We start from the raw sequence: 13317 nt of genomic DNA on the forward strand, positions 1-13317 counted from the left end.
ACTACAAAAATATAAAATATCTTTATGATTGCAAGCCTTTTTAGTAAAACTCGACCAATTAATTACGCATTAATTTTTTTAATGCTACTTTCTTGCTTCTTTTTATACCAATTTCAACTCGAAAACATCGATTTTACAACAAAAATTATAATCGAAAAAGCGGCAGTTCTGGTTTTAATTATATTTTCGTTTTTTTTAGTAAACTTTATTTCTCTAAAAAATTCGCTAACTAAAAACGACAATTATGCGATTCTTATATTTTTCATTTTCATCCTTTTATTCCCAACGATATTAGACGATTCGAAAATTGTATTGTCAAATGTGTTTTTATTATTGGCTTTGAGAAGATTGGTTTCCTTAAAAACTTTAAACTCTCCAAAAGAGAAAATATTTGATGCTTCTTTTTGGATTTTCCTTTCTGCAATATTCCATTTTTGGAGTATTCTGTATATTGTTTTAGTGTTTATTTCCATCATTTTTCACTCAGGAAAAGATTTTAAAAACTGGTTGTTGCCGTTTGTTTCTTTCCTTTGTGTTTGGATATTGTACATTTTTGCAAGTTTGGTTTTGTTTGATAATTACACCATTAACGACAATATTTTTGATGTAAGTTTTAACTTTTTCGCTTTTGATAATGTCTATCAAAACATGGCTTTGGCACTGTTTGTGTCTATTTCAGTTTTGTTTTTTGCTTCTCAAACTTTCGATTATCAAAACAAACCATTGAACATGCAGTCCTCTTATAAACAAATTTATTTTTCGTTTATTTTAGCGGTTGGAATTTATATTTTTTCACCAAATAAATCTAACGATTTACTAATCTATTCTTTTGCGCCTTTATCTATTTTAGGTGCGAATATGTTCGAAAAATTTGAAGATTCCGTTTATAAAGAAGTTTCTTTATATCTGTTATTTGCAGTTGGATTGTTTTTCTTTTTTGCGCAATTATAGTTTATTTCCATACGCTAAATCGCCAGCATCACCTAAACCGGGAATGATATAATCTTTCTCATTTAGTTTTTCGTCAAGTGAAGCCACCCATAAATTACAACTGTCGGGTAAATTTTCTTCTAAATGTTTAATTCCTTCTGGTGCGGCAATTACCACAGCAATATGAATTTGTGTCGGTTGATGATCGACTAAAAGCTTATTTAAAACCGCAACTAAAGATTGCCCAGTAGCCAACATCGGATCAATTAAGATTAAACTTTTATTAGTTAAAGTTGGTGTGGCTTTGTATTCTACCAAAATATCAAATTCATCATCGTTATTATAATGATGTCTGTATGCCGAAACAAAACCGTTTTCTGCATCATCAAAAAAGTTCATAAACCCTTGATGAAGTGCCAACCCAGCTCGTAAAATTGAACATAAAACAATACTTTCTGCAATAGTTGTTGTGTGTTTTACGCCTAAAGGAGTTTGAACAGCAATATCTTTATATTCTAATTTTTTGCTTAATTCATAAGCCATAATCTCACCAATGCGTTCTATGTTTTTTCTAAAGCGCATGCTGTCTTTTTGAATGGTTACATCTCTAAGTTGAGTAAGAAAATGATTTAAAATACTATTTTGTTCGGAGATATAATGTACGTTCATGTGAGATAATTTGAAAATTGAGGTTAAAAGTACAAAAAATCCTTATTTTTGTAAATTAAATCAGAAACTATGTTTGCAGAATTTGCCTTTCCTATCTTTGAACAATCGATAAAAGATTATCATATTATTAACGATGTATATCAACCTGTTTTGAATCCATTTGAAAAAGGTTCAGTAGAACACTTGTTATATGCTAAAAACTGGGTAGATACCGTACAATGGCATTATGAAGATATTGTTCGTGATCCAAATATTGATCCAGTTGCTGCGTTAGATTTAAAACGTAAAATTGATGCTTCAAATCAAGTGAGAACAGATATGGTAGAATATATTGACGGGTATTTTTTACAGAAATATGCGCACGTTCAAGTAAAACCTAATGCAAGAATTAATACAGAAAGTCCAGCTTGGGCAATTGATAGATTATCGATTTTAGCTTTGAAAATTTACCACATGAATGAAGAGGCAACTCGTGAAGAAGCAACTGCAGAACACAGAGCCAAATGTCAGGAAAAATTAAATGTTTTGTTAGACCAAAAAAACGATATGTTTATCTCAATTAGTCAATTAGTTGAAGATATCGAAAACGGTGACAAATTCATGAAAGTATACAAACAAATGAAAATGTACAACGACGAAGATTTGAATCCAGTTTTGTACCAAAATAAAAAATAAATGTCGCAACACATTTTAGTTATCAGGCTTTCAGCTATGGGCGATGTCGCTATGACAGTTCCTGTGCTGAAAGCTTTTTCTTTGCAATATCCCAATGTAAAAATCACAGTAGTTTCTCGACCTTTTTTCAAACCTTTTTTCGACGATATTGAAAACGTAACTTTCTTTGCCATCGATTTAAAAGAAAGACATAAAGGTTTTCCTGGTTTGTTAAGCTTATTTTCGGATTTACGAAAACTGAATATTGATGCAGTAGCCGATTTACATAACGTCTTACGTTCAAAAGTAGTACGAGCCTTATTTGCTTTAAGTGGTAAAAAAGTAGCAGCGACTGATAAAGGACGACAAGATAAAAAAGAGCTTACGAAGTTAGTCATCAAAACCATTTCTCCAACAAAATCCATGTTTGCTAGACATGGTGAAACGTTTGAAAAGTTAGGATTCCCTTTAGATTTAAGTAAACCAACATTTCCTGAAAGAGCTATTTTATCAGAAGAAATAATTGCAATTACTGGAAAAAAAGAAGGAAGTTGGATTGGAATCGCACCTTTCGCACAATATGAAAGCAAAGTTTATCCAATGGATTTAATGCAAGAAGTGATTGATGAATTAGCTAAAAATGCTTCAAACAAAATTTTCTTATTTGGTGGAGGAAACGAAGAAATTAAGAAGCTAGATCAACTGAAAAATAATTATGAAAATGTGATTGTTTTAGCGGGAAAAACTAACTTGAAAGAAGAATTAGCCATCATATCTAACTTAAATGTGATGCTTTCTATGGATTCTGGAAATGCACATATTGCAGCTATGTTGGGTGTAAAGGTCATTACACTTTGGGGCGCTACACATCCTTTTGCTGGATTCAAACCGTTCCATCAACCAGACAATTTCTGTATCACTTCAGATAGAGAACAATATCCATTTTTACCAACTTCGGTTTACGGAAATAAAAAAGTAGAAGGTTATGAAAATGCGATGCGAAGTATTTTACCAGAAACGGTTATCGATAAAATAAAAAAGGAGCTTAATTAGCTCCTTTTTATTTATAAGACAAAAAAAATTTATTTTCCTAAATAAATAACATTAATCTCACATTCGTTACCCAGTATTGCCGCAGATCTACCCACAACATGACTTAAAGCAGTTGTGTTATTTGAATATCCATCAGTTGCCACACCATTATATGCAGCATTAAGAGTGCAAGTACTTCCAGCAGTTAGAGGAATTTTTACTACTACATTAGATTCATTAAAAAGCTGGAAATATTGCATACTAGTTGCATGATTGTAATAACTTACGGAGTAGGAATATTTTTTATAGTCCACGCCATTTATTGTCATCCTGAAATTTCCTTCAACCCAACCGAAATTATTGTCGGTAAAAAGAATTGAACCAACAGGTGTGTCAGATCCCAAATATCCAGTTAACGTAAATTGGTATATTCCATCATAAGGTACAATAAAGCTTAATGCCCCTAAACCAGGAATGTTTGTATAAGTAGATGCTGTTTTAGCGACCGCTAAGTCGGCAGATTGCACGAATCTTTTTTCAAAACCTCTTTGAAATTGTGGTACCCATTTTGTGCCATCCCAAAAATATAATCCTGGCACAACTCCAGTTATTCCAGCAGTTGATGCCGTATTAAACACCATAGTTCCAACTTCAAGCACACCTGATGCTGGATTTACAACAGGAGCAGCAACATTTATGTCGGTTAATGCTACTCTTGGCATTAGAAACCCTGTTGTTGTACTGGTGATGTCTAAAGCAGCTTCAGGATTTGTAGTGCCAATTCCTACTTGAGCATTAATGAGAATAGGTAAAAATGCGCATATTAAAAAAACCAGTGTTTTTTTTGTAATTTTTTTCATTTGTCTTGTTTTTTAGATAGTTAGGTCGCAAATATAATTTTACTAAAAGGGCATAACTAACTTTAAAAGAGACTTAAGTTGACTATAAAACAACCATAACTTTTAATTATTAAAAATATTTAAATTTATTTTCAAGTGAAATTGCAGATGAAATGAAAGAAAAACCTAAAAACAATCAAATTTCAAACAATTTGTTTTTTTTTAGGTTTTTTCATTGTATATATCACAATAAAAATTACTTTAGCACTTTACTTTTTATTAAATAAGCAATAATCTTTTTGTTCTATAAAGAAATTGCATATTTGTTAACATATAAAAAAAAGGGGGGCTTATTGGAGTTTGATTTTGATAGTAATTATAAAAGAAGAAATTCAGGATGGAAAAAATTATTGAAAAATTAAAACAAGAAATCATTAATCATGATATTGTTAAAAACAGTTCATTGTTTGGTTCATTTCAGTGGAAAAGAGCACAATACATTTTATTGTCTGATATAATTTATGAAAGTTTGTCTAAATCTGAATTTATGCAAGGCTCCAAAAAAAACGATTTAGGCGTTTCCATTTCAAGTACCACTTTGCAAAGAATATTTACTAATAATTATACTGTTAACGGCAATACCGATTTACGATTTTTGAAAACACTTGATAAATTGGCCATTTTTTTAGGTTATCCTAACTTAAATAGTTTCTTATTACACCATTCAAAAAGTGAAAAAACAGAAGTTGAAAAGGAACCGACAGAAACGGTTAGTGAGATTCAAGATACTAATCTTCCAATTCATTTTTTTACAGAAATAGTACTTAATTCTTGTAAAGAATATTTTGAGCTTTTGAAAAAATTACCAACAGTAGACATGGGAAGATTTTCCGAGTATGTTTTTGAGGAAAGCTCTGTATTTAAAAGAATTTTTGACTTACATGTAAAATATTCCGAATTAGACTACCATTTAAATTGTGAAAATAACCGTTCCAATTTTGAAGTTTATGGGTACAAATTGCGCAGTATTAGTGAAGATACCGCAGTTATTGGCACGAAGGAATTTTGGAACATAGGCTTTGTGGATAGCAATGGGAAAAACAAGTATGTAATCAATGAGGTAACTCGTCAATTATATTTTTTAAGGAAAATAAATGGTGTTTGGAAAATTTGGGACAACCATAATCCCGGTTATGACACATTAGCTGCCGATTTCTTAAAAACAAAAAGTGACATATAAAAAAAGGAGCTTAATTAGCTCCTTTTTTATATACATTAATATTCTTAAATATTATCAAAATCAACTTTAATTTCAGCTGTTGTTGGTATAGCCTGACAAGCTAAAACCAATCCTTCTGCTACTTCGTTGTCTGTTAAAATTTGGTTTTTATTCATCACCGCACTTCCTTCTGTAACACGACAAATACAACTACTACAAATCCCGCCTTGACAAGAATATGGTACATCTAAACCTTGTTTTAATGCTGCTTCTAAAATGGTTTGTTTCTGACTCATTTCAAAAGTAACTTCATCTGAATCTACTAAAATTGAAATATTAGTATGACCATTTTGTCCTGCAGCTGCATTATTTTCTGGTGCTGGAGAAGTACCAAATAATTCAAATTTGATATCTTTTTCAGCCACGTTATTTTCAGTTAAAGTTGCCGAAACCACTTTAATCATTTCTTCTGGTCCACATAAATAGAACTTAGAAAAAGTCTTATCTGCATGCTTGTTTTTAACAACAGCGTTTACCACAGATTTGTCAATTCTTCCAAATAATTCACCAGTAACATTAGCTTGACTGTAAACAAAATGTACAAAAAAGCGACCTAAATTTTTTAATTGTAAGGCGTGTAATTCATCGTGAAAAATAGTTTCTGCTTCTGTTTTATTTCCATAAACCAAAACAAATGTACTGTTTGGTTCTTCTTCTAAAACACTTTTCGCAATAGATAAAACAGGGGTAATTCCACTTCCAGCAGCAAAAGCCGCATAACTTTTTTGATGCTCGTGTTTGGCTTCAAAAACAAATTTTCCTTCCGGAATACTTACTTCTAACAAATCGCCAACGGCTAAATTTTGATTCGCAAATTTTGAAAACACACCACTTTTTACTTCTTTCACAGCAATTCGCATTTCGCCGCTTTTTGGAGAAGAACAAATAGAATATGCTCTACGAATTTCTTTTCCGTCTAAAGTTAATTTTAAGGTAACATATTGTCCAGCAATAAATTGATATACCGCTTTTAATTCCTCAGGAATATTAAAAACAATTGAAACCGCACTTTTGGTTTCTCTTTTGATTTCTTTTATTGCTAATTTATAAAAATCCATATTTCTTTTTTTAATTTGTAAATAATGCTCTTAATTCTGTTGCATCACTAGGTTTCATTTTTCCAGCTAATACTAAACTTAATTGTTTTCTTCTTAGTGCCGCTTCAAAACGTTGAATTTCTAATTCTGTTTGTGGTTCAATTGGAGGAACTGGCATTGGAGTTCCCATTTCGTCTACGGCTACAAAAGTATAAATACCTTCATTTGCTTTTACTTTTATACCAGATTCTCTGTCTTCAATCCAAACATCAATATAAATTTCCATAGAAGTAGAAAACGTTCTCGACACTTTTGCTTCCACAGTAACCACACTTCCTAATGGAATTGATTTATTAAATGCTACGTGATTTACAGATGCGGTTACACAAATTCTACGAGAATGACGACGAGCTGTAATACTCGCAGCTCTATCCATACGAGCTAATAATTCACCACCAAAAAGATTATTTAAAGGATTAGTTTCACCAGGTAAAACTAAATCTGTAAGAACAGTAATTGAGTCTGAAGGATATTTGTTTTGCATTGTTTTTTTACAAAGATAATAACTCTAATTAAAAACAAGCCAAAAAAAAATCCCAAAATTGGGATTAGTCTATTAGCAACCAAGCATCGATGCTATCTTTTTCTTTTATATTATGTTTAAAGTTCTGTGCTTCTTTTAAACTAGAATAACTTCCGAAAGCAACAGGAATTAATCCGTATTTGTTTTTTGTTAAGATGTGCGCATCAAAACCTTGAGAAACTAATTGTTTTAATGCTTTGTTAGCATTTTGCTCACTTCTATAAGCGCCAGCCACAACGTGATATTTAGCATTTGGTTTTTCTTCCAAAGTTAAGTCAACAGCTTCCATTGGATTTGGTAAAACGAAAGTGGCTTCTTGTAATTTCTGATTTACTTTTTCTTGAACTGATTTTTCTACCAAAATGGTTTTCTGATCAATCGTATAATCGTAATACATTTTATAACCATAGGTTCCAGCTGTTGAAAGCACAATTACAGCTGCTGCAGCATATTTTAGCCAATTAGTGTTTGGTTTAGATTGTACTAATGGAATAACTGGTGTTTCATCTTCAATAATAACTTCTTCCAGAATTTCATTTTCTAAAACTTCTGGAGCGATAGAAATGGTTTCAGTCGTGTTTTGAGTTTGATTTTCTCTGATGATTTCTGGAGAATTAAAGCCCGATAAACCAAAAGAATCCATTAAATAATTGACAGAAGTATTCGGTTTAAAAACTAAATTATTTTCAGAATTTGAAAAAACTTCACCAATATTTTCTAAGGTTAAAACTTCTTTGTTTTGCAATTTCTCTAACCAAAAAACAACTTGCGTTTGAATTTTCGCTAAAGCACTTTCGTAGCTAATTTTTTCTTGCAACGCGATATGATTCGCTAACAAACCGTCATTGGTTTTGATGTTTGAATTGAAAGAAATTACTTTTCTTGGTGGAACAAACGAATTATGACCTTCAGCTATTTGTGCCGATTGCCATTCGCTTAAAAAAGCACCAAAACCAGGAATGCTAACGCATTGGTATCGGTACAATAATCCAGAAATGTATTTCTCTATTTTCATAAAAGCAAAATTAAGTATTCAAAGACAAAAACAAAATTTTATCAACAATTTTTATTAACAATCTGCTCTTTGAGTTTGTTGTGGTTTGATTTTCATACAAAGTTATTTATTGTTTTTTATTGGTCGTATGGTATAGCCTTTATTTTCAATGGTGTTTATCTCAACAATTTTATTTATTATTGGTTTTCGATGATTTTCAATTGTTTTCACAAACTTGTTTTTTAGTGGCTATTTCAATTTCATAAAAAATAAATATATTTGCAGGATATATTATACGCCATGTTACATACTGAATTATTACACGCACTCGCACTCTTAAAAGTGGAAGGAATTGGTGATGTTGTTGCCAAAAAATTAATAAACCATTGTGGTTCTGCCCAAGCCGTTTTTCAATCTAAGAAAAAAACACTGTTAGCTATTGATGGTGTTGGCGAAATTCTCTACAAAAAATTACAAGAAAAAACCGTTTTTCAGTTAGCTGAAAACGAACTTCGATTTATCGAGAAAGAGAACATTTCTATTTCTTATTATTTAGATGAAAATTATCCTGAACGATTGAAACATTGTATCGACAGTCCAGTGATTTTGTTTCAATCGGGAAATATTAATTTTGAAAACAGAAGGTTGATTAATATTGTTGGAACACGACAAATAACACCTTACGGAACAGAATTCACTAAAAAACTAATTGCTGATTTAGCACCTTTAAATCCAATTATCGTGAGTGGATTTGCTTATGGAGTTGATATTGTAGCACATCAAGCCGCGATGGAAAATAATTTGCAAACGATTGGCGTTTTAGCGCACGGATTGAATCAAATTTATCCGAAAATGCACAAAAAATATATGGCGAAAATGGAACAAAATGGTGGTTTTATGACTGAATTTTGGAGTACTTCAAATCCAGATAGAGAAAATTTTGTAAAACGAAATCGGATTGTGGCTGGAATGTGCGAAGCTACAATTGTGATTGAAAGTGCCGAAAAAGGTGGTTCGTTAATTACAGCAAATATCGCCAACGATTATAACCGAGATGTTTTTGCTGTTCCAGGAAGAATTACAGATAAATATAGTCAAGGTTGTAATAATTTGATAAAAACACAACGCGCCCATTTATTAAATAGCGCAGCAGATTTGATTTATATTTTGAATTGGGATTTGGCTGATAAAACCGTGAAGCCCATTCAAAAACAATTGTTTGTTTTCTTAACGGAAGATGAGCAAAAAATTTACGATTATCTTCTAACCAAAGATCAAGAACTTATGGACATTATTGCTTTAGATTGCGATTTTCCAATTTTTAAAATTTCTTCTTTATTATTGAATATGGAATTGAAAGGCGTAATCAGGCCTTTGCCAGGAAAGTTGTTTGAAGCGGTGTAAAATAAAAAAGCCGACTGAAAAGCCGGCTTTACATTTATTGAGGATTTTACATAAACCCTAATTTCTCTCTTACTCTTTTTAAAACTCCATCTGCGACTTTACCCGCTTTTGATGCTCCTTCGAAAAGTAATTTATCTACTTCTTCTAAGTTGTTGATGTAGTAATTGTATTTTTCTCTTTCTGTTTTGAATTTCTCCGCAATTAAATCATATAATTCTTGTTTGGCGTGTCCGAAACCGTAATTTCCAGCTAAATATTTGGCTTTCAATTGTGCGATTTGTTCTTGTGAACCTAATAATTTATATAAGCCAAAAACATTACAGGTATCTGGATTTTTTGGTTCTTCTAAAGGAGTACTATCAGTTTCAATACTTTTAATTTGTTTTAATAATGCTTTGTCGTCTAAGAAAATATTGATAAAGTTATTACGAGATTTACTCATTTTTTGTCCATCCGTTCCTGGAATTAACATCGTGTCTTCGCTCGTTTTTCCTTCTGGTAATACGAACGTTTCTCCCATTTGATGGTTAAAACGCGACGCGACATCACGCGTAATTTCTATATGTTGCATTTGATCTTTTCCAACTGGAACAATTTCTGCATCGTATAATAAAATATCTGCCGCCATTAACATTGGATATGTAAATAAACCTGCGTTTACATCCTCTAATCTGTCGGCTTTGTCTTTAAAAGAATGTGCTAAAGTCAAACGTTGAAAAGGGAAAAAACAACTCAAATACCAAGTTAATTCTGCTGTTTGTGTCACATCAGATTGACGGTAAAAAACCACTTTACTCGTATCTAATCCGCACGCTAACCAAGCCGCAGCTGTGCTATAGGTGTTTTCTTTTAATTCGGTTGCGTTTTTAATTTGCGTAATCGAATGTAAATCGGCAATAAATAAAAACGATTCATTTGCAGGATTATTTGCCATTTCAATAGCTGGAATAATTGCACCTAATAAATTTCCTAAATGTGGTGTTCCCGTACTTTGAACACCCGTTAATATTTTTGCCATTTTGTTTCTTGTTTTTGCAAATGTAAGTTTTTATGTAAAAAGTAAAAAGTATTCCGTCGCAGTTTTCTATTTTCTCTTAAAAGGAGAACGTGATTAATAACCCCGATTGCAGTGGCATCCTGTTATAAATTGCTACTTCAAAAGCAATTTGTAACAGATATAACGGAAAGCGGGTGAGGTTTTGTTTTGAAATGTTATATTTGTGTTTCTAAAAAAGAAAAATGAAAGTATTTAAATATCCGTTTTGGTTGCTATATAGAATTTGGTTTTACATTTTAATGTTAGTGCCAATTATTGTATTATTTCCTTTTATTTTGGTGACTATTTTAAATGAAAAAACCTATCCGTTATTTTTTAAAATTGCACGTCTTTGGGCTAAAATTATTTTAATAGGAATGGGTTTTAGATATTCGATTGAAGGCGATGAAATTTTTGAAGATGGAAAAAGTTATATGTTAGTGGCTAATCATACTTCTATGACTGATATTATGTTGATGCTAATTGCCGTAAAAGAGCATCCGTTTGTTTTTGTGGGTAAAAAAGAATTGGTTAAAATTCCGATTTTCGGATTCATTTATAAACGCGTTTGTATTTTGGTGGATCGAAAAAGTAGCAAAAGCCGATATGAAGTTTTTGAACGCGCACAAAAAAGAATTCAACAAGGGTTGAGTATTTGTATTTTTCCAGAAGGCGGTGTGCCAGACGAAAGCGTTTTATTAGACGAATTTAAAGATGGCGCTTTCAGAATTGCTATTGAACATCAATTACCCATTGTTCCGATGACTTTTTTCGATAATAAACAACGTTTTTCGTATACTTTTTTTAGTGGAACTCCAGGAAAAATGCGAGCGAAAATTCATACACCAATTGAAACAAAAGGCAAATTGATGGAAGAAAGACATCATATAAAAGAAGAAGTTCGAAAGATTATTTTTGCCGATTTAGAAAACGATAATAAGTAAATAATCCTTCTTTCTCCCTCTCTTTTGGAGCGGGTTGGGGTGAGGCAATAAAAAAGCGCCATTGGTGTGGCGCTTTCTCAGCTTCAAACTTTACTAAATAAAGAATTGAAACAACTTAACTAAATTCTGTATAACTAACTTTAAAATTTGTAACTAATTCCGGTATTTACACCAATAACATAGGGTGAAAAATCTTCGGAGTTTTTATTAAATGTATTGATCTGATATTTTAATGTTGGTTCTAAATTCAACTGAAAATTTTTCATAAAATTATAGCTAAAGCCTAATCCCACATTACTACTAAAGTGAACATCATTTAAATTTGATGCTTTTCCAATTTGCATATTTCCGTCTGGAGCTTTTATAGAAATCTCATTCTCTGTTAAAAATAAAGTACTCATTCCGCCTTTTATAGCTACGCCAAATTTTTTGTTTAGTATAGCGTACGACATTTCTAAAGGCACTTCAATATATTGTGTTCTTTGATTTAAATTTCCTGTATTTTGACTAGACTGCATTACCTGATTTTCAACAGTATTTTTAGAAACATTTTTTTCATGTTTTAATACTAAGTATTTACTGTTGGCATTTCTTTCAATATTAGTGTTTGCAATTTTCGATTGATCTTCAAAACTAGAATAGAAAGCAATATCTTCGGTATCATAATCTAAGTTTAAATTGCTAATTCCTGTTTTTATTGAAAAACGTTTGTTTAAGGCATAAGCGACACCAACACCATAACTGGTAGAATTATTAAACGTTTTTTCGTTGGAAGCAAACTCATCTGAAATTGGAGAACCACTTGTAAAAGAATTGAAGAAAATAGGCGAAACATAACTGTTTACTGCCCATTTACTCCATTTCTCTTTTTCATTAACAACTTTTTTTGTTTCTTTTTCACGAAGCAATTTTTCCAGCGGGTTTTCCTCAGTTGTAACTGTTGCTAATGCTATAGTATCTATTTTTACGTCTTCAACAGCAACAATAGCAGTTGAAATATTTGAATTTTCTAAGCTCTTATCTGCCAATACTTCAGTAACAATATTTTCGTTTTTTGTTGTTTGATTAGAAGAATTGATATTTGTTAATTCAGAATTTTTATTTTTTAATGAATTGAAATCAGTATTAGTATTTAAATCTGATATTCCGGAATTAGTAGTGTTAATTTTGGTTGAATTAAATTTATTAAAAGAATTTAAATCAGAAATTTCAGAATTTGTGTTGTTATTTTTAGACAAATTAAAATCAGTAATTTTAGAATTTAATTGGGATTCGTTTTTAGATTTATTTCTATAATTTCTATGACTTTGATTGTTGGTAACAATTCCAGAATTGGGAGTAGTAAAATAACTTTTGTTCTTTTTGAAAGAAATATTTTGGTCGATTGCTTGGCTTCGATTGGTAACAAAATTAGAATTCGATTTGTAACTTTTTGAATTTTGTGCAGCACCTTTATTTATTTTAGAATCGGCTTTAGAAATCGTATTTGTTGAATTATCATTATTTACGAGTGAATTGGATTTTGAATTACTTCCAGTTTCATTTGTAAATGAGGAATTCGATGCGTTTTGATTGGTGTTTGTTTCTGAGGTATTAAATGTATTGTTTTCAACATTCTGATTAGAAGCTTTATTTTCTTGAGCTGTTCCAGAATTAACAACTGCATTATTATTATTTGTGTTGATGGTATTCGTGTTGTTAAAGTCGCTATTTGTATTGTAAAAAACAACAGAAACAATGGCAACGAAAGAAGCTGCAATTCCAGTGGCTTTAAACCAAAACGGAATAACTCTTCTTTTTTGCTCTTTTGGATGTAATTTCTCTTGAATGTTTTCCCATACAAAATCTGGAGGGGAAACTTCAAAATCTTTAAATTTTTCCTGAAAAAGGCGTTCTATATTTTTGTTTTCTTTCAT

13 protein-coding genes are annotated in these 13317 nt (G+C 31.3%); 6 read left to right on the forward strand and 7 right to left on the reverse strand.

The genetic code is table 11. The features are described 5' to 3' along the window. Positions 1 to 24 precede the first annotated feature (24 nt). Positions 25 to 951 (forward strand): DUF6427 family protein, encoded by a 927-nt coding sequence (locus tag BMX42_RS07205; RefSeq protein ID WP_091311325.1) that lies wholly within the window; start codon positions 25 to 27, stop codon positions 949 to 951. Here the strand turns inward: BMX42_RS07205 and upp are convergent. Further along, a complete protein-coding gene (gene upp / locus BMX42_RS07210; RefSeq protein WP_091311327.1) occupies positions 946 to 1599 on the reverse strand; it encodes a uracil phosphoribosyltransferase in 654 nt (217 codons plus the stop codon). The genes BMX42_RS07205 and upp overlap by 6 nt on opposite strands. 69 nt (positions 1600 to 1668) lie before the next feature. On the opposite strand from upp, the gene BMX42_RS07215 reads away from it, so the two are divergent. Both BMX42_RS07215 and BMX42_RS07220 read left to right on the forward strand, forming a co-directional pair. Then, on the forward strand, positions 1669 to 2274 hold the full coding sequence (locus BMX42_RS07215) for a DUF4254 domain-containing protein (protein WP_091311330.1): 606 nt from the start codon (positions 1669 to 1671) through the stop codon (positions 2272 to 2274). Further along, a complete protein-coding gene (locus BMX42_RS07220) occupies positions 2275 to 3306 on the forward strand; it encodes a glycosyltransferase family 9 protein (protein ID WP_091311333.1) in 1032 nt (343 codons plus the stop codon). It abuts the gene before it with no gap. Between the two features lie 29 nt (positions 3307 to 3335). Here BMX42_RS07220 and BMX42_RS07225 read toward each other — a convergent pair whose 3' ends face one another. Next, positions 3336 to 4145: a hypothetical protein gene (locus BMX42_RS07225; RefSeq protein WP_091311336.1), complete on the reverse strand. Its 810-nt coding sequence runs from the start codon at positions 4143 to 4145 to the stop codon at positions 3336 to 3338. Positions 4146 to 4521: 376 nt separating this feature from the next. Here BMX42_RS07225 and BMX42_RS07230 point away from each other — a divergent pair, with 376 nt between their 5' ends. After that, positions 4522 to 5364 carry a hypothetical protein gene (locus BMX42_RS07230; protein WP_091311339.1) on the forward strand — a complete coding sequence of 281 codons (843 nt, stop codon included), beginning with the start codon at positions 4522 to 4524 and terminating at the stop codon, positions 5362 to 5364. A 44-nt stretch (positions 5365 to 5408) separates the two neighbouring features. Here BMX42_RS07230 and BMX42_RS07235 read toward each other — a convergent pair whose 3' ends face one another. From BMX42_RS07235 to BMX42_RS07245, 3 genes are all read right to left on the reverse strand, one after another. Beyond that, entirely contained in the window at positions 5409 to 6461 is a 1053-nt protein-coding gene (locus tag BMX42_RS07235; RefSeq protein ID WP_091311342.1) for a ferredoxin--NADP reductase, read from the reverse strand. A gap of 10 nt (positions 6462 to 6471) precedes the next feature. Then, positions 6472 to 6984 carry an acyl-CoA thioesterase gene (locus tag BMX42_RS07240; RefSeq protein ID WP_091311344.1) on the reverse strand — a complete coding sequence of 171 codons (513 nt, stop codon included), beginning with the start codon at positions 6982 to 6984 and terminating at the stop codon, positions 6472 to 6474. 64 nt (positions 6985 to 7048) lie between these two features. Next, complete coding sequence (locus BMX42_RS07245; protein WP_091311346.1) at positions 7049 to 8038, reverse strand: HU domain-containing protein; 990 nt, start codon at positions 8036 to 8038, stop codon at positions 7049 to 7051. Between the two features lie 279 nt (positions 8039 to 8317). Between BMX42_RS07245 and dprA the strand changes: the two genes are divergently transcribed. After that, positions 8318 to 9421: a DNA-processing protein DprA gene (gene dprA / locus BMX42_RS07250; RefSeq protein WP_091311348.1), complete on the forward strand. Its 1104-nt coding sequence runs from the start codon at positions 8318 to 8320 to the stop codon at positions 9419 to 9421. Between the two features lie 46 nt (positions 9422 to 9467). On the opposite strand, the gene trpS is transcribed toward dprA, so the two are convergent. Beyond that, positions 9468 to 10439 carry a tryptophan--tRNA ligase gene (gene trpS / locus BMX42_RS07255; RefSeq protein ID WP_091311351.1) on the reverse strand — a complete coding sequence of 324 codons (972 nt, stop codon included), beginning with the start codon at positions 10437 to 10439 and terminating at the stop codon, positions 9468 to 9470. Positions 10440 to 10660: 221 nt separating this feature from the next. On the opposite strand from trpS, the gene BMX42_RS07260 reads away from it, so the two are divergent. Continuing rightward, positions 10661 to 11401, forward strand: a complete 741-nt coding sequence (locus BMX42_RS07260) for a lysophospholipid acyltransferase family protein (RefSeq protein ID WP_091311353.1) — start codon at positions 10661 to 10663, stop codon at positions 11399 to 11401. Positions 11402 to 11541: 140 nt separating this feature from the next. Here BMX42_RS07260 and BMX42_RS07265 read toward each other — a convergent pair whose 3' ends face one another. Continuing rightward, positions 11542 to 13317 (reverse strand): outer membrane beta-barrel protein, encoded by a 1776-nt coding sequence (locus tag BMX42_RS07265; RefSeq protein WP_091311355.1) that lies wholly within the window; start codon positions 13315 to 13317, stop codon positions 11542 to 11544.

It is taken from the genome of Flavobacterium terrigena (assembly GCF_900108955.1).
GTDB classification, from domain to species: domain Bacteria; phylum Bacteroidota; class Bacteroidia; order Flavobacteriales; family Flavobacteriaceae; genus Flavobacterium; species Flavobacterium terrigena.

Coding starts and splice junctions, on each gene's coding strand:
- BMX42_RS07205 (WP_091311325.1), top strand. CDS start 25: ATGATTGCAAGCCTTTTTAGTAAAACTCGACCAATTAATTACGCATTA.
- BMX42_RS07230 (WP_091311339.1), top strand. CDS start 4,522: ATGGAAAAAATTATTGAAAAATTAAAACAAGAAATCATTAATCATGAT.
- BMX42_RS07260 (WP_091311353.1), top strand. CDS start 10,661: ATGAAAGTATTTAAATATCCGTTTTGGTTGCTATATAGAATTTGGTTT.
- BMX42_RS07225 (WP_091311336.1), bottom strand. CDS start 4,145: ATGAAAAAAATTACAAAAAAAACACTGGTTTTTTTAATATGCGCATTT.
- BMX42_RS07215 (WP_091311330.1), top strand. CDS start 1,669: ATGTTTGCAGAATTTGCCTTTCCTATCTTTGAACAATCGATAAAAGAT.
- BMX42_RS07235 (WP_091311342.1), bottom strand. CDS start 6,461: ATGGATTTTTATAAATTAGCAATAAAAGAAATCAAAAGAGAAACCAAA.
- trpS (WP_091311351.1), bottom strand. CDS start 10,439: ATGGCAAAAATATTAACGGGTGTTCAAAGTACGGGAACACCACATTTA.
- upp (WP_091311327.1), bottom strand. CDS start 1,599: ATGAACGTACATTATATCTCCGAACAAAATAGTATTTTAAATCATTTT.
- BMX42_RS07240 (WP_091311344.1), bottom strand. CDS start 6,984: ATGCAAAACAAATATCCTTCAGACTCAATTACTGTTCTTACAGATTTA.
- BMX42_RS07245 (WP_091311346.1), bottom strand. CDS start 8,038: ATGAAAATAGAGAAATACATTTCTGGATTATTGTACCGATACCAATGC.
- dprA (WP_091311348.1), top strand. CDS start 8,318: ATGTTACATACTGAATTATTACACGCACTCGCACTCTTAAAAGTGGAA.
- BMX42_RS07265 (WP_091311355.1), bottom strand. CDS start 13,317: ATGAAAGAAAACAAAAATATAGAACGCCTTTTTCAGGAAAAATTTAAA.
- BMX42_RS07220 (WP_091311333.1), top strand. CDS start 2,275: ATGTCGCAACACATTTTAGTTATCAGGCTTTCAGCTATGGGCGATGTC.